The organism is Virgibacillus salinus, assembly GCF_900102415.1.
GTDB classification, from domain to species: domain Bacteria; phylum Bacillota; class Bacilli; order Bacillales; family Amphibacillaceae; genus Lentibacillus; species Lentibacillus subterraneus.
The window spans coordinates 160,225-180,736 of sequence record NZ_FNKD01000001.1 but is presented as its reverse complement, the minus strand read 5'-3'; the positions used below and the strand labels follow the sequence as shown (position 1 = coordinate 180,736).

Here is a 20,512-nt window from a genome sequence, read left to right as displayed (position 1 = left end):
TCCCCGGGTATATCCTAAGCGTTTACTTCTTGTTTTTGGAAGAATTCTTTTAGTGCGTGGTAGACGTCCTGTTTTCCTTTGAGGATGTAATGGCGGAATTTTGGATTTTCAAATCCGCTGTAGGCTCTCATTAATGTTGACTGGCGGTTATACATGTTGACTTCTGCATAACCAAACATGTTCGAAACATCCATGATCTCATTCACTAATTTAATACATCTCGGATTATCTGACGTTATATTTTCACCATCCGAGAAGTGAAATGGATAGATATTAAAACGATTCGGATTATATTTATCGTCAATTAAATTCAATGCTTGGCTATAGGCTGATGAACATATTGTACCGCCACTTTCACCTTTTGAAAAAAATGCCTCTTCTGTTACAACTTTTGCCTCTGTATGGTGGGCGATAAACGCGATATCTACTGTTTCATATTTGGAGCGAAGGAATTTTGTCATCCAGAAAAAGAAGCTTCTGGCCAGATATTTTTCCAATTTCCCCATTGATGCACTCGTATCCATCATCGCAAGAACAACTGCTTTTGATTCAGGCTTAACAACATCATTCCATGTCTTGAATCGTAAGTCATCATTGCTGATAGGTTCAATTCCGGGTCTTCCTTCAGTTGCATTCCTTTTAATTGCCGTTAATATTGTCCGTTTCTTATCAATGTTACCCATAAGTCCTTTCTTACGGACATCATTAAATTCGACTTTCTCTGTCTTAATTTCAGCTTGTTCTTTTTGCTGCAAATTGGGTAACTCCAGTTCTCTAAAAAGTACTTCCTCTAATTCTGCTAGTGAAACTTCTTTCTCATAATAATCTTTCCCAGCTTGGTCGCCAGCCTGTTTTCCGTCCCCATCACCATTCTCCCCACTAGGGTCACGAGCAATGATATCTCCAACTTCGCTATCTCCATCCCCTTGACCCACATGTTTGGTTTTATCATGATTGTAACGGATTTTATATTCATCTAAAGAACGAATCGGGATCTTAATAATATCGCGACCATTAGACATCACAATATTTTCTTCACTTACTAAATCTGGTAAGTTATTCCTGATGGCATCCTTTACTTTATCATTATGACGCTGTTGATCTTGATAACCTTTACGATGGAGGGACCAATCTTCCTTGGAGACCGCAAAACTTTCCTTATCTTCCTTCATATCAATCCCCTCCTGCTATTAGTTTTCTTTATTCTATGCAATTACAGACAAATATTGACACATATTTAGGTGTTAGACTTGGCATTCGTTTATTTCGCATGCAGTTCTATACTTCTTAAATGGTTAGAAAACTTGGCTTATCCAAGCCTTAAAATGGATAAGCCTTAGTTGCACTTATGCAGATAAGAAAGTATTTATACATTCTTATCTGCTAAAAAAATAACAAGACCTCGTGAACAATTAGTCTTGTTATTTCCAACAATTCGATTTATCGGTTGAGTAAGCTTCCTACATAACGCAATAACTCATTTGCTGAAATGGAGTTGTATCCATACTCGTCGATTAGCCTTGCAACCACTTCATTTATCTTCTTAAGTTGTGATTCATCCGGTGTTTGTGAAGAAGTAGTTATTTTAACAACATCTTTTAAGTCGGCAAACAATTTCTTTTGAATTGCTTCCCGTAGACGGTCATGCGAATTATAGTCAAATCTTTTTCCTTTTCTTGCGTAGGCAGAAATGCGTATGAGAATCTCTTCTCTGAATGCTTTTTTAGCATTTTCTGAGATACCAATTTGTTCTTCGATTGAACGCATTAGTTTTTCATCTGGCTGCATTTCTTCACCGGTTAGTGGATCTTGCAATTTATTTTTATTACAAAATGCCTCAACATTATCAAGATAGTTATTCATTAACGTTTTAGCTGATTCTTCATAGGAATAAACAAATGCTTTTTGAACTTCTTTCTTGGCAATTTCATCGTATTCTTTTCGTGCAACAGATATATAATTCATATAATTCTCTCGGTCTTCCTCTGATATCGATGGGTGTTGATCTAATCCTTCTTTCAATGATCGTAAAACATCAAGGGCATTAATCGCAGGAACATCTTTACGTATAATAGTCGATGAAATTCTGTTGATCACATAACGCGGATCAATTCCATTCATCCCCTCGTTCGGAAATTCCTTCATTAATTCATCGACGTCAATTTGGTTAAACCCTTCCACACTATCTCCATCATACAAGCGCATCTTTTTGACAAGGTCTATCCCTTGCTTGTTGGAATCACTTAGTCTCGTCAGTATAGAAAAGATAGCGGCAACTCTCAGTGCATGTGGGGCAATATGAACATGTGCCATATCACTTTCATTTATCATTTTTTTATAGATACGTTCTTCCTGACTCACTCTTAAGTTATACGGAACAGGCATTACAATGATTCTCGAATGAAGGGCCTCATTCTTTTTATTAGAAATAAAGGAGCGATATTCTGCCTCATTCGTGTGAGCTACAATAAGTTCATCAGCCGAAATCAAGGCAAACCTACCTGCCTTGAAATTACCCTCCTGTGTCAGTGATAGCAAATGCCAGAGAAATTTCTCATCGCATTTCAGCATTTCCTGGAATTCCATCATCCCACGGTTTGCCTTATTCAACTCACCATCAAAGCGATATGCCCTGGGATCTGATTCTGATCCAAATTCAGCAATTGTTGAAAAGTCAATACTACCTGTTAAGTCAGCGATGTCCTGTGACTTGGGGTCGGACGGACTGAACGTTCCAATCCCTACACGTTTATCCTCCGAAAAAATAATCCGTTCAACCTTTACATCCTCTATACGTCCATCGTATTCCTTTTCAAGTCGCATTGAGTTTAATGGTGATAAGCTGCCTTCGATGCGAATACCATATTCTTTTGAAAAATCCTCTCGCAAATGTTTTGGAATAAGATGAAGTGGGTCCTCGTGCATGGGACAGCCTTTAATAGCATAAACCGCACCTGCATCCGTTCTGGAGTACCTTTCAAGACCACGCTTTAGCATTGTTACTATTGTTGACTTTCCACCACTAACAGGCCCCATTAGCAATAATATTCGCTTTCTTACATCAAGTCGCTTTGCTGCAGGGTGAAAGTACTCTTCTACTAGCCTTTCAATCGAATCTTCAAGTCCAAATATCTCTTCACCAAAAAAGTCATACATCCTCTTTCCATCTCTTTCAGATAGACCGGAACTTATAATCATATTATAAACGCGTGAATGAGCCGTTTGGGCAACTTCTGGCCTTTGTTTTACAATTTCCAGGTACTCAGCAAATGTTCCTTCCCAATTTAGCCTTTTCTCTTCTTCACGGTGGCTTTTCACCTTGTTTAGTATATCCATTCTGTTCCCTCCATCTAGGGCGTGGTTAATATAATCTTATGCGGATAGCTTATTCATCATGCTGACTAGTTTATTGGAATCATAGCCTAACTTTTTAATTTGTACTTATAATTAATCATCTTTTAACAAAAACTATTAGCAAACTTGGCTTTCGCGACTTTTAAGAGCGAAAAGCCCTAGTTGCACTTATGCAGTAAGAAAGTAGTTATACTTTCTTAACTGCGAAGCAAAATTGGCTTTCGGTAAAGCTTTTAGTTGCACTTTAATACTGCCCAAAAATAAATAAAGGATGGATGCTGATGAACGTTGCGGAATTACTCGTTAAATGTATGGAGCACGAGGGAGTTGAATATATTTTCGGAGTTCCAGGTGAAGAGAATATCGATGTCATTAATGCGCTTTACGATTCTACTATTGAATTTATCGTAACTAGACACGAAACAAGCGCTGCTTTTATGGCTGGTACATACGGCAGATTAACTGGGAAACCGGGTGTTTGTTTAGCTACATTAGGTCCAGGTGCAACAAATCTTATGACAGGCGTTGCCAATGCTAATATGGATCATGATCCGTTAGTTGCAATTACCGGCCAAGCTGGACTTAGTCGGCATCATAAAATTTCTCACCAGTACTATGATCTAATAAATATGTATGAGCCTGTTACAAAATGGAATGCCCAAATCAAAACAGGAGAAATCACACCTGAAGTCGTTCGCAAAGCTTTCCAAGTAGCGGGGCAAGAGAAATGGGGAGCAACACACATTGATCTCCCTGAAGATATTGCTGACATGGAGGTTGACGCATCTCCAATAAAACCAACTGACAGACCACATACTGAAGCAAGCCCTAAAATAATCAAACGTGCTGCAAAATTGATTGAGGAGGCAGAGCACCCAATTATTCTTGCCGGAAATGGTATTACCAGGCAAAAGGCCGTAGATGAAATGCGGAGTCTGATTGATAAAAGCCACCTGCCTATTGTCAATTCTTTTATGGGAAAAGGAACTGTACCCTGGGAAAATGAGCACAGCTTGCTGACAGCTGGGATTGGCGGACAGGATTACATTACGTGTGGCTTTGACAGTTCTGATTTAATTATTACCATTGGATTTGATATGGCTGAATATTCGCCTAAGGATTGGAATCCGGATGGCAAAAAGTCTGTTATTCATATCGACACTGAGGAAGCTGAGACCGATGAAAATTACCCGGTTATTCTAAGTGTTTTAGGAGATTTAAAAGCAAACCTTCAACAGTTAGCGGGACTACTTGAATCCAAAGACAGAAATATGGATTGGGTTGCAGGTGTAAGAAAGAAGGCATTGGATGAATTTGAATCATATAAGGATGATTCCAGTTTCCCAGTAAAGCCACAAAAAATCATTGCCGATTTACGGTCTGTTTTAAAGGAAGAGGATATTGCTATATCTGATGTTGGTGCCCACAAAATGTGGATGGCTCGGATGTACCACTGTTATGAACCAAATACATGCCTGATATCGAACGGTCTTGCTTCTATGGGTGTGGCTGTTCCAAGTGCAATTGCAGCAAAAATGGTTCACCCGGAACGTAATGTTGTAGCGGTATGTGGAGATGGTTCTTTTCAAATGACAGGTGCTGAATTGGAAACAGCCAAACGACTGAATCTGCCAATTATTGTCTTAATGTGGAGAGATGATGGATACGGGCTAATTGAATGGCACCAATTAAAGAAATTCGATCGTGCATCCTATATTAAATTTGGCAATCCCGACTATATTCAACTTGCTGAATCATATGGGTTTGAAGCAATGAAAATAGATAAAGCAGAAGATTTGAAGCCAGCACTGGAAGAAGCGATAGCAATGAATAAACCTGTATTTATCGATTGTCCAGTTGATTACAGTGAGAACATGAAATTAACCGAGAAATTAGGAGATATAATCTGTTAGTTCTCAGGAAGGAGGATATAAATGATAGGTTCGATTATTAATGGTCAAGAACGCAACACCAGTGAGAACACCACGGATGTTATAAACCCATATAACAAAGAGAAAGTGCAAGAGATTGCACTAGCTTCCCGGGATGATCTTGAGGATGCCATAACTAATTCGTTTGATACGTTCCATAACACAATGAAAAACATGACGGCACATGAGCGGGCTGATATTTTACGAAAAACGGCTGATTTACTGGAAAAGAACACCGAAGAGTTTGCACAAACGATTGTTAAAGAAGCAGGAAAACCAATCACTTTCAGCCGTGATGAAGTTGGGCGAGCTGTCCAAGTTATCCGTTTTGCATCAGAAGAGGCAAAACACATATCTGGTGAGGTAGTTCCAATGGATGCAGCAATAGGTGGTGAAGGGCGGCTGGGATTAGTAAAGAGAGTACCGTTGGGCGTTGTGGGCGCTATTACTCCCTTTAACTTTCCATTAAATCTATCGCTGCACAAAATTGCTCCAGCAATTGCTGCAGGAAATACTGTCATTTTTAAACCAGCCGAAAAAACACCTATATCCGCTCATATGCTTACAAAATTATTTACAGAAGCAGGTCTCCCGGCTGGTGTATTGAACCTTGTAACGGGTACGGGAAAAGAGGTTGGAGAACCACTTGTCCAACACGATAAAGTCCATAAAGTATCATTCACTGGAAGCTTACCCGTTGGCAGGTCGATTAGAAAAACTGCCGGTCTAAAAAAGGTTACCCTTGAGCTTGGTTCGAACTCACCGAATATACTATTCGATGATACTGATGTAGAACAAGCAGTTAAGCTTTTAGTCAAAGGGGCCTTTGCTTTTTCAGGACAAGTATGTATCTCAGCACAACGGGTTTACGTCCAGAAAAATATCTATGATCAGTTTCTGGAGCAATATATTAAGCAAACAAATGACTTAAAGATAGGAAACCCAGAGGATGAAGACACTGATATTGGACCGATGATAAGTGAAGAAGAAGCAACACGGGCCAAACAGTGGGTTGACGATGCCGTGGAGAATGGAGCGAAAATAGCAGCAGGCGGCGATCAAAAAGGGACGATATTAACGCCCACTATCATGACAAATGTTGATAAAAACATGAAAATCATCGCCGAAGAAGTATTCGCGCCAATTGTATCGGTCATTCCATTTGATACGGAAGATGAAGTTGTCGGCTTTTCCAATGATTCCATTTACGGGTTACAGGCAGGTGTCTTTACAAAGGACCTGGACCGGGCGCTGCGTGTTGCTGACAAGCTTGAGATGGGTGGCGTATGGATCAATGAGATATCAACATACCGCCAGGACAACCACCCGTATGGCGGTGTAAAACAAAGTGGTATTGGTAAAGAAGGCGTAAAATATGCCGTCGAAGATATGACCCAGTTGAAGTTTATAGGTATGAAACTGAAACAATAATTTTAGAGAAATGGAGTATAGAGTTGCACAGCAATTTAATGCTCTTACTTTTGATGCAATAGACTTTTGTTAATTGGATTTATGATATATCCACCGAGAATGTGGTATATCGACCAGGAATACGGAATATCAACCGGAAATGCGGTATATCAACCGAGAATTCGGTATATCAACCCACAATGTGATATATCAACTGAAAATGTGATATATCAACCGGTAATGCCGTATATCAACTGAAAAATGCGGTATATCAACCTACCGAGATACAAGTATTAAAAAGCGGTTCAATCAAGGATTTACACTCCCCCGATTGAACCACTTCTTTTATCAAAAGATCAGCTGCTATACCCGTCGTCTTCATATATCCTCGCTGCAATATTCCTGTTTCGATTAATGGAGCCTGAAAAAGAATGACTCATGAGCATGGAATAAACCTGATTTCTGATTGTATCATTATTTTCAAAGAGCTCCTGATCAAGCTGCCTTACAATAACAAGCACTTGGTTAAATGCCTCTTCAAGTGACGTTTCCATCAGCATTTCCTTTAGTGGCGCTTCACCTTTAGAAGCGATCTCTTTCTTGGTACGCAGCACAGCCGACTCGGATGCATACAAGTGGATAGCCACGTCTGATAGTTTCATGAGGACTTCCTGCTGTGTTTCCAACTGCTCGCCAAATTTCTTGCGGGCAAGCTCTACTAGTACAAGGTACATCACTCTTAAATCCTCGATTAGCTTTACATGTTTATCCTGGTCATTGTGCCCCTCTTGCAACCGTTGAAAAGCATTCGTTACGGCTTGCTCGTAAGGAAGTTCTCCTTTCAGTGATTTTTTCAGGAACTGCCCTGTTAAGAGTAAGCGATTCACTTCATTCGTTCCTTCAAATATACGATTAATTCTGGAATCCCTGTATATCTGTTCAATCCGGTATTCATTGATAAATCCTGCTCCGCCGTGTAGCTGAAGGCCTTCATCTGCCAGGAAATTCAATGTCTCCGAGCCATATACCTTGCATGCTGCACATTCCAGGGCATATTCAGATAAACCTGCTGCGACAACACGTTTATCCGCTTCCTGGTCAAGCCCTTTCATTGCCTGCTCCAATAATGCGGACGCTCTGTATTGCATTGATTCGGACGCATAAATTCGTGCTGCCATTTTCGCTATTTTTTCCTTGGAAGCTCCAAAGTCAGCAAGTGCTTGCTTGAATTGCTTCCGTTCCTTAATATGGGATACTGTTTCTTTTAATGCATACTTGGATGCGCCTACACAGGCTGACCCAAGATTAAACCGCCCAAGATTTAAGACAGTAAACGCGATGATGTGACCCCTGCCAATTTCTCCAAGTAGGTTTGCAACAGGGACTTCACAATCTTCTAAAATTACGGACCTTGTTGACGAGCCTTTAATTCCCATCTTTTTCTCCTCGGGTCCAAGCTTTAATCCTGGGAAATCTTTCTCCACGATAAAAGTAGTGAACTTTTCCCCATCCACTTTTGCATAGACAATAAATGTATCCGAAAAAGAGGAGTTAGTAATATATATTTTCGTACCATTTAGCAGGTAATGTGTTTTAGCTTCGTTCAGGACTGCAGTTGTCTTCCCTGACATCGCATCAGACCCTGCTTCAGGCTCTGTTAAACAGTAAGCACCAATATATTCCCCGCTCGCCAGTTTAGGAAGATACTTTTCTTTCTGCTCGGTTGTCCCGTAATAGGTAATTGGCAGTGTTGCAATACATGTATGATTGGAGTGTGCTACACCATAGCTTCCTGTCTGTCCAATCTGCTCCCCGACTATACCTTTGCTAATCTTATCTAGTCCCAGGCCTCCAAATTCTTCAGGGATGCTGTGGGCAAGCAATCCAAGATCCCCCGCCTTCTTCATCAAGTCAACGACAACATTAAACTGTTGTGCTTCAATCTCTTCATGACGCGGTTCAACTTCTTTAATAGCAAATTGCTGTGCTGTCTTTTCAATCATTTTATGTTCGTCTGTTAAATCTTCCGGGAAAAACGCTTCATTCGCTTTTATCTGATTAACTAAGTAAGAACCACCATAATTTCCGGTTTTAATAGTTGCCAAATTATTCACTCTCCCTATTGATGCTTAAAGTTCGCTTTTCTTTTTTCAATAAATGCCTGTACACCTTCTTTAACATCCTCGGTTTGAAAGACATCTGTAAAGAGAGTTGCCTCTCGTTCAATGCCATCCGTTAGATTCATTTCGATTCCTTCGTCGACAGCTTGTTTAATCCTTGATAGTGACTGGAGTGACCTATCAGCAATTTGATTTGCTAGATTCATAGCCTTATTCAGTCCATCACCAGTTGGAACGACGTGATTCACTAATCCTATTTTCTCTGCTGCGTCTGCCGTAATCGGTTCGCCGGTAAACATAAGCTCTTTGGCTTTTGCTTCCCCAACAAGTCGGGGCAGTCTTTGGGTTCCACCGCCACCTGGAAATAAGCCAAGCTTTACTTCCGGAAGACCTATTGTCGTATGTTCCTCGGCAATACGAATATCAAAAGTTAATGCAAGTTCACATCCACCGCCAAAGGTAAGTCCGTCAAGTACCGCAATTGTTGGCTTCGGCAAGTTGTCCAGGTCATTTAACATGTTATGCATTTCCATCACACCTGAACGCATATCAGGATTTCCAATCATGTTTGGAAATTCCTTTATATCCGCTCCAGCCATGAATGCTTTCGTTCCAGCAGTAGTAAGTACAACACATACCACTTCTGGATCTGATTCCACCTTTTCTGTAATTTCTTTTAACTCTTGTTGTACCTGTTGTCCCATAACGTTTAATGGTGGATTATCAATCGTTATTACCGCAATGCCATTTTCTTTTTTAAAGGAAACGAGTTGTCCCATTTATTTCTCCCCTTTCGTATAGTCATACCAGCCCTTACCTGTTTTTCTGCCAAGATTTCCTGCTTTCACTTTTTCCTCGACCGATTTTGCCGGTTTGTCTTTTGGATCGCCTGTTTCCTGATAAAGCTGGAGGTTTCCGTAATAACCAACATCAATTCCAGACAGATCCATCAACTCGAATGGTCCAATCGGATGTTTTAAAGCCTTTTTGGTTATTAAATCAATTGCTTCAAAATCTGCATAGCCTTCCTCATACAAGTAAAGCGCTTCTTTTGATATGGCAAATAGTAGACGATTTGCTATAAAACCATAGATTTCTTTTTCCAATAGCACTCCGGTCCGGCCAATCTGCTCGCAAAAATTCATTGCTGTTTGTGCAGTTTCATCTGACGTTTGATCACTTTTAACCACTTCCACACAATCCATTACAAGTGGCGGAAAGAAGAAATGCATATTTAGTACTTTATCAGGTCTTGTTGTAACCTCAGCAAGCTTGGAATTCACTATTGTTGAGCTATTTGTTGCCAGTATAGCTTTTTGCGGTGCAAGCTTTTCCAGTTCGGAAAACACTTCTCGTTTTATGTCCAGTTTTTCAACTACTGCTTCAATTACTAAGTCAGCATCCTTTACAGCCGCTTCCAGACTTGTTGTCGTTTGAAGACTGGCAAAAGCAGCAGCTTTCTTTTCTTCGGTAATTTTATCTTTACTGACCCATTTCTCCATGTGTCCTTCCAACTGCTCCCTCGCTTTGTCCATGGCGCTTTCCTGAATATCCTGCAGATGTGTTTCAAACCCTCCAAGTGCACTAAGCATAGCAATTTGATGGCCCATGGAACCTGATCCGATAACTGCAACCTTATGTATCGTTTTGTTCGTCATATCCTATCTCCTCCTTACTAACCAACCAGTTAGTATGTTTGATTTAAGAGAGAGCTAATAGGGCACTTCAATATACCCTATTAACTCCATTACCTTATTTCTGTAAACTTTCATCTCTAATTGCCCGTCTTAAAATCTTTCCTACGTTTGTCTTTGGAAGTTCATCCCGGAATTCGACTACCCTCGGTACTTTATAGGACGCCATATTTTCTTTGCAGTATGCAATAAGCTCTTCTTCATCACATTGCTTGCCGTCTTTTAATACAACAACCGCTTTGACGGTTTCTCCTCGATATGCATCAGGGATGCCAACAACAACCGCTTCCTGGACGGCTGGATGCTCATAAATAACCTCTTCCACATCCCGAGGATAAATATTAAACCCACTTGCAATAATCAGGTCCTTTTTACGATCAACAATATAGGCATAGCCATCTTCGTCCATACGGGCAATATCTCCTGTGTATAACCAGCCATCACGAAGCGTGTTGGCCGTTTCTTCAGGCATATTCCAGTATCCCTTCATTACCTGTGGACCTCGAATGACTATCTCGCCAGTTTCACCAACAGGTACTTCCTCGGTTCCCTCTGCTAAATCAACAATTTTATAGTCAGTAGATGGGATTCCTATGCCAATACTGCCTGGTTTTCTTTCGGCAAAAAACGGATTACAGTGTGTAACTGGTGCACTTTCGGAAAGACCATAGCCTTCCAGGATTTTAGCCCCGGTTTTTTCTTCAAAAGAACGTAGTAATTCACCTGGCATCGGAGCACTGCCACTGTTACAAATACGGATGCTGTCAATTCCATACTCTTCTGCTTTTGGATGACTTGTTAATGCTACATACATCGTCGGAACACCTGGGAACGAGGTTGGCTTCAAGTCCTTGATCGTTTGCAGCACTTCCTCCAATTCGAATTTAGGCAGCATGATACTTAATGATCCGGTGTAAATGGAAAGATTCATGCAGGCTGTCATCCCAAACACATGAAAAAGAGGTATTACCGTGAGATAGCGGTCTTTCCCGGTCTGAATTTCATCTTTAAAATATTCATAGACTTGCAACGTATTAGTTAAGATATTTCGGTGTGTAAGCATAACTCCCTTCGAACGCCCTGTCGTCCCACCAGTATATTGCAGTACAGCCACATCTTCTTTCGGATCAATTTCTACTGGCACAGGTGGTCGTTTCGCTTGTTTCAGAAAAGCTGTGAATCCTACTGTCATGCTGTCTTCAGTGTCTCGCCCTTCCAGGTTTACTTTAATCACGCGCTTAACAGATGTGTTATCGATAATTTGGTTCAAGACGGGAAGTAATGGTTCATAGATAACGATTGTTTCTGCCCCTGAATCGGTTAATATATGCTCAAGTTCTTTTCCAACTAGCATCGGATTCACTTGCGTAACTGTTCCACCGGCTTGTAATGTTCCATAGTAACTAATTACATAGTGCGGACAGTTTGGAAGCATAACAGCCACGCGATCTCCTTTACTGAGACCATCTTGCTGAAGAGACGAAGCAAATGCTCCTGTTTGTGTACCAAGCTCCTTATACGTGATTTCTTTTCCATAAAAATAAAGTGCCTGATGATCCCCATAATTGGCAATTGCATTCTTTAGCATATCTGGGACCGAGTCATTAGGTATTTCAAGCTCCTTCTTAATATGCTCCGGGTAGTGCTTTAACCAAGTTCTATTCATTAGTCTTCCTCCCCCTTATTTTGATAACGCTTACATTAAACTTATTCATTGCTTGAACATTTTACGATAGGTTGTTATCTAAAAGTTTCTTGCTATTTATATGAACTGCAGCACAGTGATAATTTTCTTTTATGCTGCTTTCTCTTGTTCTAATGATTGTTGAGCGCTTAAATTCGTTCCGGCAGAATACTTCGCTTTCCATGGGCACGACCTCAGCCTCCTCAGAAGCAAAAAACGCTTCTTGCGGGGTCTTCGGAGCGTGCTGTTCCCATAGGAGTCTGCGTATTCTGCCTCCACTGATAGAGATTTCCTGATTAATGAGTAGTTATATTCCATAAGATTAACGTCGTAGAGTTATTCCATCTGCTGGTTTAAATGGTTTATAATCCTGTTTTTTATCCATCACTTTTCAGGGTAAAGTGAGCAATATCCAGCGCAGGAAATACACGGAGACTCCTGCGGGAATAGCAACAGCTGAAGATCCCGCAGGAAGCGGTTTTTGCTTCCGAGGAAGCTGAAGCGTTGCCCGCGGAAAGCGTAGTGTATTTCTGGAGCGGTGTCATAGCACTCATGTATTTTCCACATTACATCGCAGTTTAGATCAACTACGAAGACTAATATGCAACAAATCCCCCAAGAAAAGTGCCCTACGATGATATTATGGAATTAAAACTAGTTTCCCTTTTGTTTTTCTTCCCTGCATTAAAGCATGAACATTTGCAGCATCTGCTAATGGGTATGTTCCGCCTACCGTTAATTCAAGCTCTCCTTTTTGTACATACGTTAAAAGTTCACTTAGACTATTTTGAAAAAGTTTCGGCTTTCGCATGATTTGTGGCAGGAAGAACCCTACAACGGATTGATTGCGCTTCATTAGTGCACCTGGGTAAAATTTTGCCTGTTCACCACTTGCTGCTCCATATATAACCAGGCGGCCAAATGGCGCTAAACATTCAATCGTTTTATGAAAAACTTCTCCTCCGACCATTTCCAGTGCAACATCAACACCTTCTCCATCCGTTAATTCACGAACTTCTTCTTCCCAATCTTCTTTGGTATAATCTACAGCATGATCTGCACCCATCTGCTTCGCAAACGCCAGTTTCTCCTGATTGCTGGCAGTGGCGATCACTTTTCCTGCTCCAAATAACTTTGCAAGCTGGACAGCCAATGAACCAACTCCACCAGCAGCTGCATGGACAAGAACCGTCTCACCTTCTTCTAATCGGCCCATCGTTTTTAAAATGTGATAGGCACTCAACCCTTGTAATGGAAGTGCTACTGCACGTTCAAATTCCACACCATCCGGAACAGGAATTACTGATGTTGCCGGTACAACTGCATATTCAGCATAGCCTCCAGATTCGATTAGTGCGACAACCCTTGCACCTTTTTGTATACCTTTTACATTGGAACCAACTTCGCTGACCACCCCAGCAACCTCTGCACCTGGGATAAACGGAAGATTAGTTGGTACTACATATTTACCCTCACGCCTGGCAGTGTCTGCATAATTAACACCAACTGCTTGCACTTCAATTAATACATCATCTTCGCTGTAGGCTGGATTATTTTTATCAATAACCTCCAGCACATCTGGTCCACCATATTCGTTTAATTGTACTGCTTTCATAACTATAGCAATCCTCCATATAAATTAGTCTTCTGCAACAATTGTTTTGCCGTCAAATAACCTTGGCACAACGGACAATATGCCCTTTCTGCTAACAAATTCCACTTCATTTTCAACACCATATTCAGCCATCATTTTGCCTACATGTGAATTCTGAAGCACATTTTCCGCTTGATCACTTAAATTCTCATAAAATAACTTTGCTGCCATGGCACTGTCCGTTAAATCTACCTGTTCATGGCTATAGGCACTTACAAGCTGATCAATAAAATATCCCGCTCCATAAAAATCCTCGATGCAAAATGAATTGTTTGATCCGGAACAAACAACAACAATCGATTCATTGTCATATCTTTCAATCAATCGACGGGCGACTGCCTCGCCATTTAACAAGGATGCCATATACACTTTTTTGGCTGATGCTGCTTTACGAATCGCTACTGTTCCATTCGTTGTTGACAACACCACCTTTTTACCGGCTATGTGGTTCTTAAGAAATAATGGTACAGGGTCCAAAAAACCCTTAATCGTTATGCCGTCACGCTCTCCAACAAGACAAACATCATCTTTTTTTATTGCTTCCGCTTCTTTTAACGCTTCCTTTTCATTCAGTACTGGAGTTACCTGTTTTGCTCCATAGGCCAGACACGTTGCAATCGTCGATGTGGCAAGCAGCACATCAAATACGACCGCAATTTTATCTCCTTTCAGTTGTAGATCATCGATTTCTTCTTTTTTCCAGAGAAGATGGACCTTCACAAGACGTCACACACCCTTGGCAGTATGCAACGCATATTGAATTAAGTTGGATACAAATTTATCAAATTGAGAAAATCTCGAATCACTTGTCTGCCCTTGTTTGTATCGGAAATAAATCTGCTGACAAATTACTGCAAGCTTAAAGTACGCAAATGTCTGGTAAAAGTGAATACTTGAGACATCACGACCGCTTTTCTTTGCGTAATCCTCGATAAACTCCGTACGGGTAAAAAATCCATCCATTACGGTCACAGGAGGCTTTCCTAGTCCTTTTTTCAGTAATTCTGGATCACCAGCCTCTATCCAATAACTCATGGCAGCCCCAAGATCTGCCAATGGATCACCTACAGTTGTCATTTCCCAGTCAAACAATCCTGTCATTTCATTAAAATCTTCGGAAAACATAGCATTGTTCAGCTTATAATCATAATGGATAATCGTTGGATCAGGTGATACAGGAATATTATTCGTAAGCCAGTATGTTAACTCGGCTACCCCTAGTACATCATCAGTCTTTGAACGATCGTACCGCTTAATCCATCCCTTCACCTGACGCTCCATAAATCCATCCGGCTTAGCAATGTTGACGAGGCTGGTTCTCGTGTAATCAATTTGATGAAGTTCTACCAATTTGTCCACCATCAGCTCCGAAATCCTGTGCCCCAGCGGCTTATCATACACTACCCCCTCAGGAAATTCGGTATCCAGTACAATCCCCTTTCTTCGTTCCATGATAAAAAAAGGGCTGCCAACAATGTCAGTATTATCCGAAAATACATGAGGCCTTGGGGCTGTTGGGTATGATGGGTGTAATCCCGACAACACCGTATACTCCCGCTCCATATCATGTGCCTTTGGGGCAACTGGACCTAGTGGCGGCCTGCGCAATACTGCTTCCCAGTCATCTATTCGCAATAAATATGTCAAATTTGAGTGCCCAGCACCGAATTGTTCAACCTCAAGCGGTCCATCCGGGACTCCTGCGATATTTTCTCTGATAAATTTTAATAGTGGATCTTTATCGAGTTCTTCACCATTCCGGACGCGGATTGTATCTTTAAAACCGGATTTCATCTCAGTCATCTCCCTTCATATGCGCCTGCAGCTTATCCTTGAATGACTCCGGAATCTCTATTGTTTGCTCTGCATGTACGTCAAAATAAACAAGTACTACCTCACCTCTAGCAATCAAATCTTCTGATTCACTCTCCGTCATCGTACTTGTCAGCGTTATACTCTTGGTTCCAATTTTTAATACCTCTGTGGCGACTTTGAGTGTCTTTCCAAAATATCCTTGCCTGATAAAGTCACACTTTGCTGAAACCAACATAAAAGCAAAATCACCATTCTCAATATCAATGTCAAGCTTTTTCAAAAAATCAATTCTTGCCTCTTCCATATAAATAAAATAACTCGCATTGTTAATGTGGCCCAACAGGTCTGTTTCACTGACACGAACTTTTATATCAAGAATATCCAGCCTACCTCACCCCCTATTGCTCAATCCCTTTCAAAATCATATCCACATAAATTTCAACCAGTTCATCAATCGATATTTCTCCATCTGGCTTATACCACTGGTAACTCCAATTTGTAATACCTAAAATCCCAAACGTAATCATATCCGTCCGTAGTCCTTTGCGGAATTCACCTTGCTGAACACCTTCATTAACCGTCTTTTCGATATTCAGACGAAACTGATCACGCTTCTTTTTAATATTTTCAATGTTTTCATTAGCCAAATGCCTCACCTCACGGAAAAACACCCGTGCACTTGGCCCTTTATCAGCTATATCTGTTACCAGTAATCGGATTGTCCTGCTTAATTTCTCTTTTTGTGAAAGATTTTGATTGTCCAAAATAAGCTGCTGCCGTTCTAATAGATTCGTAATGTAATCAGAGTGAATATCCATTAACAGCTGCTCTTTACTTGAAAAATAATAATAAAATGTCCCTTTGGTCACCTCCAGCACATCGACAATATCCTGAATTGACGTTTGACTGAATCCTTTTTTCTCAAAAAGTATAATACTCTGAGTTGTTATCTTTTCTTTCATATTATATTCCTCGCTAGTTTGATATATTTATAAAGCATGTGCACCGCCATCGACTGATAGAATATCACCGCTGACATAATCAGATGCCTTTGATGCCAGGAATAATGCCGCCCCTTTTAAATCAGCGTCACTTCCCAAGCGATTTAACGGCGTTCCTTCTAAAATTTTATCTTTTCCTGTGTGAATTAACCCTTTTGACATCTTTGTTGGGAAAAACCCTGGTGCGATGGCATTTACGTTAATATTATGCTGTCCCCATTTAGTCGCCAAATCCTTCGTGAACGTCATAATTGCCCCTTTACTCGTATTGTAGCCGATTGTGTCCATGTATCTTGGATCTGTTCCGCCAAAGCCAGCAATCGAAGCGATGTTAATGATTTTACCGCCTTCCTGTTCAATCATTACTTTGCCAACCTCCTGACTCATTAAAAACGTCCCCGTTACATTTACGTTCATTACCTTTTGCCAAGCTTCAATCGGCATATCGACAACAGGTGCGCCCCATGTAGCACCACTATTATTCACAAGAATATCAATGGATCCAAAGTGAGCTTTCGTTTCATCGACTACTTTTTTAACATCATCCTGGTTTGTAACATCACAGCTGAATGCCAGTGAATCAACACCTAGTTTCTTTAATTCCTCACTCATTTCCAGACATGCTTCAAGTTTACGGGAGCAAACTACAACATTAGCGCCTGCTTCTGCTAACCCCTGGGCAATTTGCGCTCCAAGGCCCCGTCCTCCTCCTGTAACAATTGCCGTCTTGCCTTCTAATTTAAATAGTTCTAGTACGTTCATGTTACATTCCCTCCAATTTTATGAATGTTTTCGAAGCTCTAATTTTGCTATCTGCCTGCGGTGGACTTCATCAGGTCCGTCGGCTAATCGGAGTGTTCGCGCATTCGCCCAATGCGCAGCAAGCGTGACGTCATCGCTCACTCCTGCACCACCAAACGCCTGAATTGCTCTGTCTATCACCCGTAATGCCATATTTGGTGCAACAACTTTGATCATTGCTATTTCTGTTTTAGCTTCCTTGTTGCCAACTGTGTCCATCATGTAGGCTGCCTTTAACGTTAATAACCGGGCTTGTTCAATATCTATTCGTGATTCAGCAATCCATTCCTGAACAACACCCTGATCTGCTAATTTTTTGCCAAAAGCAACTCGGTTTTGTACGCGCTTACATAAATCTTCAAGTGCTCGTTCTGCAGCACCAATTAATCGCATACAGTGATGAATGCGTCCTGGACCAAGTCTCCCTTGTGCAATCGCGAAACCTTTACCCTCACCCCAAATCATATTTTCAGCAGGGACTCTTACATTGTCATATGTAATTTCTGCATGCCCATGTGGTGCATGATCATAACCGAACACAGGAAGCATTCGCTCCACTTTTACCCCTGGTGAATCAAGTGGTACTAAAATCATCGACTGTTGCTCATGCCGAGCAGCTTCTGGGTCGCTTTTGCCCATGACAATCGCAATCTCACATCGTGGATCACCAGCTCCAGACGACCACCATTTCCGGCCATTAATTACATACTCATCACCGTCTCTGACAACGCTCGATTCAATATTTGTCGCGTCACTTGAAGCAACATCAGGCTCTGTCATCGAAAAACATGACCGAATCTCTCCATTAAGAAGCGGGAGCAGCCACTTTTGCTTTTGGTCCTTAGTCCCGTAACGATGCAACACTTCCATATTGCCTGTATCTGGAGCGTTACAATTAAACACCTCAGGACCAATCATCGAGCGTCCCATAATTTCACAAAGTGGTGCATATTCCTGATTTGTTAATCCGCCTCCATACTCACTTTCTGGCAAAAATAAATTCCAAAGCCCTTGTGTCTTGGCCTTTTGCTTTAACGTTTCCATAATTGGCGGAACAGCTGTCCAACGACTTTCCTGCTGATTCAATTGCTCATCGTAGACTTTTTCGTTTGGATAAACATGCTCCTCCATGAAATCTGTCAGTTTCTTCTGCATATTGATAACTTTTTCAGAGTACGAAAAATCCATCTCTTCATCTCCTGCTTATCTTCTAATTAACTTACTAACTGGATAGTATGTTCAGAATATTGTAATTAATTATAAATGATTAAGGAAAGAAATGCAATATAAAAACGCCAGATACAATTGGAATTAGGAATTGTCCTGACGTTGTTACTTAGTACTATTTCACATGCTCTTTAAAAGCATTAATAAATTGTTGCGGAGATGATTTTACTGTATATGAATAGACACCCTTATTTGTATGTAAATACAATAGACCGCCTTCCTTGCCAATAACCCGATAAGACATATCAAGTACATTTTCAATCGAAAACTCACGATGCTGTGTTACAATTTTTTCATTATACATATAGATAGTACGTTCATACTCAACATCTCTTTGTTCGATACTGCTTACTTCCCGTTGAACCTTAAAATACGGCTGCTCGGCAATTAAATACATGTACACCCTCCAGCTTTCTTGTGGGTTAAGAAATTATAAAATTTAAATGCTCTGGATAACTGGACTTCCGAATCAGCGACGTCCAGCTCCAGCGCCTAGCGCCTAGTGGACTTCCCTCCCCGTGTCTACGATAAGTCAACATCGAATCGCTTACGCTCTTCGTGTATCCTTTATCTCACACGGGTCAGTCCAGTCCATACGGCACTGAACAGGCGCTTGCGCCTTTGTTCCTACGCTACAAGTTTTCTATGAATAAACGGATCACATCGGCTCCACCAATAAATGTTCCCAAAGAACTTCCCAGATTTGCCAACACAACGACAAGCAAAATACGACTTACTTTATTATGCCAAAAACCCTTCACACTAAACACATCCTCTGAAATAGCTTCAAAATCAGCTACATTTGGTTTGCGAATATAAGCTTGAACAATTCCCGCAAACCAGCCAGCGGCGATTAATGGATTTAGTGAGGTTAATGGGGCCACTACAAAAGCAGTAAGAATTGCAAGCGGATGTGCTAAGGCAACTGCCGCTCCAATCGCTGAAACAGATCCGTTCCATAATACCCAGCTTATCGTTTGCTGGATACCTGCAGAAGGATTTGCATAAAATGTATATGCAATAACTGTCAGAATGAGGATTGGGATTGACCAGCCGATAATTTTAGGAATCTTAGATTTAGGAGGTACCTCATCCAACCGTTCCAAATCGTGTTCATTATTTATTTCTTGTTTAATCCCGGGAACATGTGCCGCCCCCAATACAGCAACAACCTTCGTACCTGGTGCCTCTTTAATTTTCTGGGATAAATACTGGTCACGCTCATCAATTAAAGGCTTCTTTAATTTAGGGAAGCTATCGGTAAACTCCTGCAGCATTGAATTTAGCATGTCCTGTGACTTCATTTTTTCCAGTTCTTCTTCAGATATTGTTTCTTTCGTAAAAATACTGCCAATAACCTGCATGAGAAGCATAGCCTTACCCTTTAGTCCGATACCACTCCAAATACGTGAAAAGGTAGTTTGGATATTCCGATCTGCAAGTACGAGGCCAGCATCATGCTCCTTTGCTGATTCAATCCCTTGAATCATTTCCTGTCCTGCATTAATACCAAACTGCTTTGCCATGCGTTTTTGAAAGGATGATATGGCAAGGTTCATTAAAAGCAGAGTTGCTTTCTTTTCTTTAATAACTTTAAATATATCCATATCCTTCCACTTGTTACCATCAACAATTGATTTATATCGTTGTTCATCCAGTTCAATACAAACAGAATCAGGTTTTTCTGCTTCGATAACTTCTTTTACCTGTTCTGCACTATGCTTTGACACGTGCGCAGTTCCAATAAGAATTAATTCTTTATCATCTATATTTATCCTGGTAATGTTCTCTTCAGACATAAACTACCTTCCTTTTATAACT

The 20,512-nt window shown here is 40.9% G+C and carries 17 protein-coding genes; 2 read left to right on the top strand and 15 right to left on the bottom strand.

Features of this window, described 5'->3' with window-relative positions; translation table 11 throughout:
• Positions 1-14 precede the first annotated feature (14 nt).
• Together yhbH and BLS02_RS00905 are read right to left on the bottom strand one after the other, a co-directional pair.
• Positions 15-1,172 (bottom strand): sporulation protein YhbH, encoded by a 1,158-nt coding sequence (gene yhbH / locus BLS02_RS00910; protein WP_092491091.1) that lies wholly within the window; start codon positions 1,170-1,172, stop codon positions 15-17.
• Positions 1,173-1,440: 268 nt separating this feature from the next.
• Positions 1,441-3,336, bottom strand: coding sequence for a PrkA family serine protein kinase (locus BLS02_RS00905; RefSeq protein ID WP_092491090.1), 1,896 nt, complete (start codon positions 3,334-3,336; stop codon positions 1,441-1,443).
• A 299-nt stretch (positions 3,337-3,635) separates the two neighbouring features.
• On the opposite strand from BLS02_RS00905, the gene BLS02_RS00900 reads away from it, so the two are divergent.
• Together BLS02_RS00900 and BLS02_RS00895 are read left to right on the top strand one after the other, a co-directional pair.
• Positions 3,636-5,267, top strand: a complete 1,632-nt coding sequence (locus BLS02_RS00900; RefSeq protein ID WP_092491089.1) for an acetolactate synthase large subunit — start codon at positions 3,636-3,638, stop codon at positions 5,265-5,267.
• Positions 5,268-5,288: 21 nt separating this feature from the next.
• Complete coding sequence (locus tag BLS02_RS00895; RefSeq protein WP_092491088.1) at positions 5,289-6,716, top strand: aldehyde dehydrogenase family protein; 1,428 nt, start codon at positions 5,289-5,291, stop codon at positions 6,714-6,716.
• 335 nt (positions 6,717-7,051) lie between these two features.
• Here the strand turns inward: BLS02_RS00895 and BLS02_RS00890 are convergent, their stop codons facing one another.
• The 13 genes from BLS02_RS00890 to BLS02_RS00830 all read right to left on the bottom strand — a co-directional run bounded on the left by BLS02_RS00890 (position 7,052) and on the right by BLS02_RS00830 (position 20,490).
• Positions 7,052-8,800 (bottom strand): acyl-CoA dehydrogenase family protein, encoded by a 1,749-nt coding sequence (locus BLS02_RS00890; RefSeq protein WP_092491087.1) that lies wholly within the window; start codon positions 8,798-8,800, stop codon positions 7,052-7,054.
• A gap of 14 nt (positions 8,801-8,814) precedes the next feature.
• A complete protein-coding gene (locus BLS02_RS00885) occupies positions 8,815-9,594 on the bottom strand; it encodes an enoyl-CoA hydratase (RefSeq protein WP_092491086.1) in 780 nt (259 codons plus the stop codon).
• Positions 9,595-10,473 (bottom strand): 3-hydroxyacyl-CoA dehydrogenase family protein, encoded by an 879-nt coding sequence (locus BLS02_RS00880; protein ID WP_092491085.1) that lies wholly within the window; start codon positions 10,471-10,473, stop codon positions 9,595-9,597.
• 94 nt (positions 10,474-10,567) lie between these two features.
• A complete protein-coding gene (locus BLS02_RS00875; protein WP_092491084.1) occupies positions 10,568-12,175 on the bottom strand; it encodes a long-chain-fatty-acid--CoA ligase in 1,608 nt (535 codons plus the stop codon).
• 658 nt (positions 12,176-12,833) lie between these two features.
• The gene (locus BLS02_RS00870) at positions 12,834-13,808 is read right to left on the bottom strand and encodes a quinone oxidoreductase family protein (RefSeq protein ID WP_092491083.1); all 975 of its coding nucleotides are present in this window, start codon (positions 13,806-13,808) and stop codon (positions 12,834-12,836) included.
• A 24-nt stretch (positions 13,809-13,832) separates the two neighbouring features.
• Positions 13,833-14,567: a 2-phosphosulfolactate phosphatase gene (locus BLS02_RS00865; RefSeq protein WP_092491082.1), complete on the bottom strand. Its 735-nt coding sequence runs from the start codon at positions 14,565-14,567 to the stop codon at positions 13,833-13,835.
• A gap of 6 nt (positions 14,568-14,573) precedes the next feature.
• A complete protein-coding gene (locus BLS02_RS00860; RefSeq protein WP_092491081.1) occupies positions 14,574-15,650 on the bottom strand; it encodes a phosphotransferase family protein in 1,077 nt (358 codons plus the stop codon).
• Entirely contained in the window at positions 15,643-16,032 is a 390-nt protein-coding gene (locus tag BLS02_RS00855) for an acyl-CoA thioesterase (RefSeq protein WP_302846736.1), read from the bottom strand. Before BLS02_RS00855 ends, BLS02_RS00860 begins: the two co-directional genes overlap by 8 nt.
• 28 nt (positions 16,033-16,060) lie before the next feature.
• Positions 16,061-16,624, bottom strand: a complete 564-nt coding sequence (locus tag BLS02_RS00850; RefSeq protein ID WP_092491079.1) for a TetR/AcrR family transcriptional regulator — start codon at positions 16,622-16,624, stop codon at positions 16,061-16,063.
• A 27-nt stretch (positions 16,625-16,651) separates the two neighbouring features.
• Positions 16,652-17,425 (bottom strand): SDR family oxidoreductase, encoded by a 774-nt coding sequence (locus tag BLS02_RS00845; protein WP_092491078.1) that lies wholly within the window; start codon positions 17,423-17,425, stop codon positions 16,652-16,654.
• 18 nt (positions 17,426-17,443) lie between these two features.
• The gene (locus tag BLS02_RS00840) at positions 17,444-18,652 is read right to left on the bottom strand and encodes an acyl-CoA dehydrogenase (protein WP_092491077.1); all 1,209 of its coding nucleotides are present in this window, start codon (positions 18,650-18,652) and stop codon (positions 17,444-17,446) included.
• 154 nt (positions 18,653-18,806) lie between these two features.
• Positions 18,807-19,088 carry a hypothetical protein gene (locus BLS02_RS00835; RefSeq protein WP_092491076.1) on the bottom strand — a complete coding sequence of 94 codons (282 nt, stop codon included), beginning with the start codon at positions 19,086-19,088 and terminating at the stop codon, positions 18,807-18,809.
• A 235-nt stretch (positions 19,089-19,323) separates the two neighbouring features.
• Positions 19,324-20,490 (bottom strand): TraB/GumN family protein, encoded by a 1,167-nt coding sequence (locus tag BLS02_RS00830; protein WP_092491075.1) that lies wholly within the window; start codon positions 20,488-20,490, stop codon positions 19,324-19,326.
• Positions 20,491-20,512: the final 22 nt, after the last annotated feature.

Bases quoted from the DNA above. Each gene is read 5' to 3' on its own strand.
- BLS02_RS00870 (WP_092491083.1), bottom strand. From the start codon at position 13,808: ATGAAAGCAGTACAATTAAACGAATATGGTGGACCAGATGTGCTGGAG.
- yhbH (WP_092491091.1), bottom strand. From the start codon at position 1,172: ATGAAGGAAGATAAGGAAAGTTTTGCGGTCTCCAAGGAAGATTGGTCC.
- BLS02_RS00880 (WP_092491085.1), bottom strand. From the start codon at position 10,473: ATGACGAACAAAACGATACATAAGGTTGCAGTTATCGGATCAGGTTCC.
- BLS02_RS00885 (WP_092491086.1), bottom strand. From the start codon at position 9,594: ATGGGACAACTCGTTTCCTTTAAAAAAGAAAATGGCATTGCGGTAATA.
- BLS02_RS00835 (WP_092491076.1), bottom strand. From the start codon at position 19,088: ATGTATTTAATTGCCGAGCAGCCGTATTTTAAGGTTCAACGGGAAGTA.
- BLS02_RS00900 (WP_092491089.1), top strand. From the start codon at position 3,636: ATGAACGTTGCGGAATTACTCGTTAAATGTATGGAGCACGAGGGAGTT.
- BLS02_RS00905 (WP_092491090.1), bottom strand. From the start codon at position 3,336: ATGGATATACTAAACAAGGTGAAAAGCCACCGTGAAGAAGAGAAAAGG.
- BLS02_RS00850 (WP_092491079.1), bottom strand. From the start codon at position 16,624: ATGAAAGAAAAGATAACAACTCAGAGTATTATACTTTTTGAGAAAAAA.
- BLS02_RS00875 (WP_092491084.1), bottom strand. From the start codon at position 12,175: ATGAATAGAACTTGGTTAAAGCACTACCCGGAGCATATTAAGAAGGAG.
- BLS02_RS00895 (WP_092491088.1), top strand. From the start codon at position 5,289: ATGATAGGTTCGATTATTAATGGTCAAGAACGCAACACCAGTGAGAAC.
- BLS02_RS00860 (WP_092491081.1), bottom strand. From the start codon at position 15,650: ATGACTGAGATGAAATCCGGTTTTAAAGATACAATCCGCGTCCGGAAT.
- BLS02_RS00845 (WP_092491078.1), bottom strand. From the start codon at position 17,425: ATGAACGTACTAGAACTATTTAAATTAGAAGGCAAGACGGCAATTGTT.
- BLS02_RS00830 (WP_092491075.1), bottom strand. From the start codon at position 20,490: ATGTCTGAAGAGAACATTACCAGGATAAATATAGATGATAAAGAATTA.
- BLS02_RS00840 (WP_092491077.1), bottom strand. From the start codon at position 18,652: ATGGATTTTTCGTACTCTGAAAAAGTTATCAATATGCAGAAGAAACTG.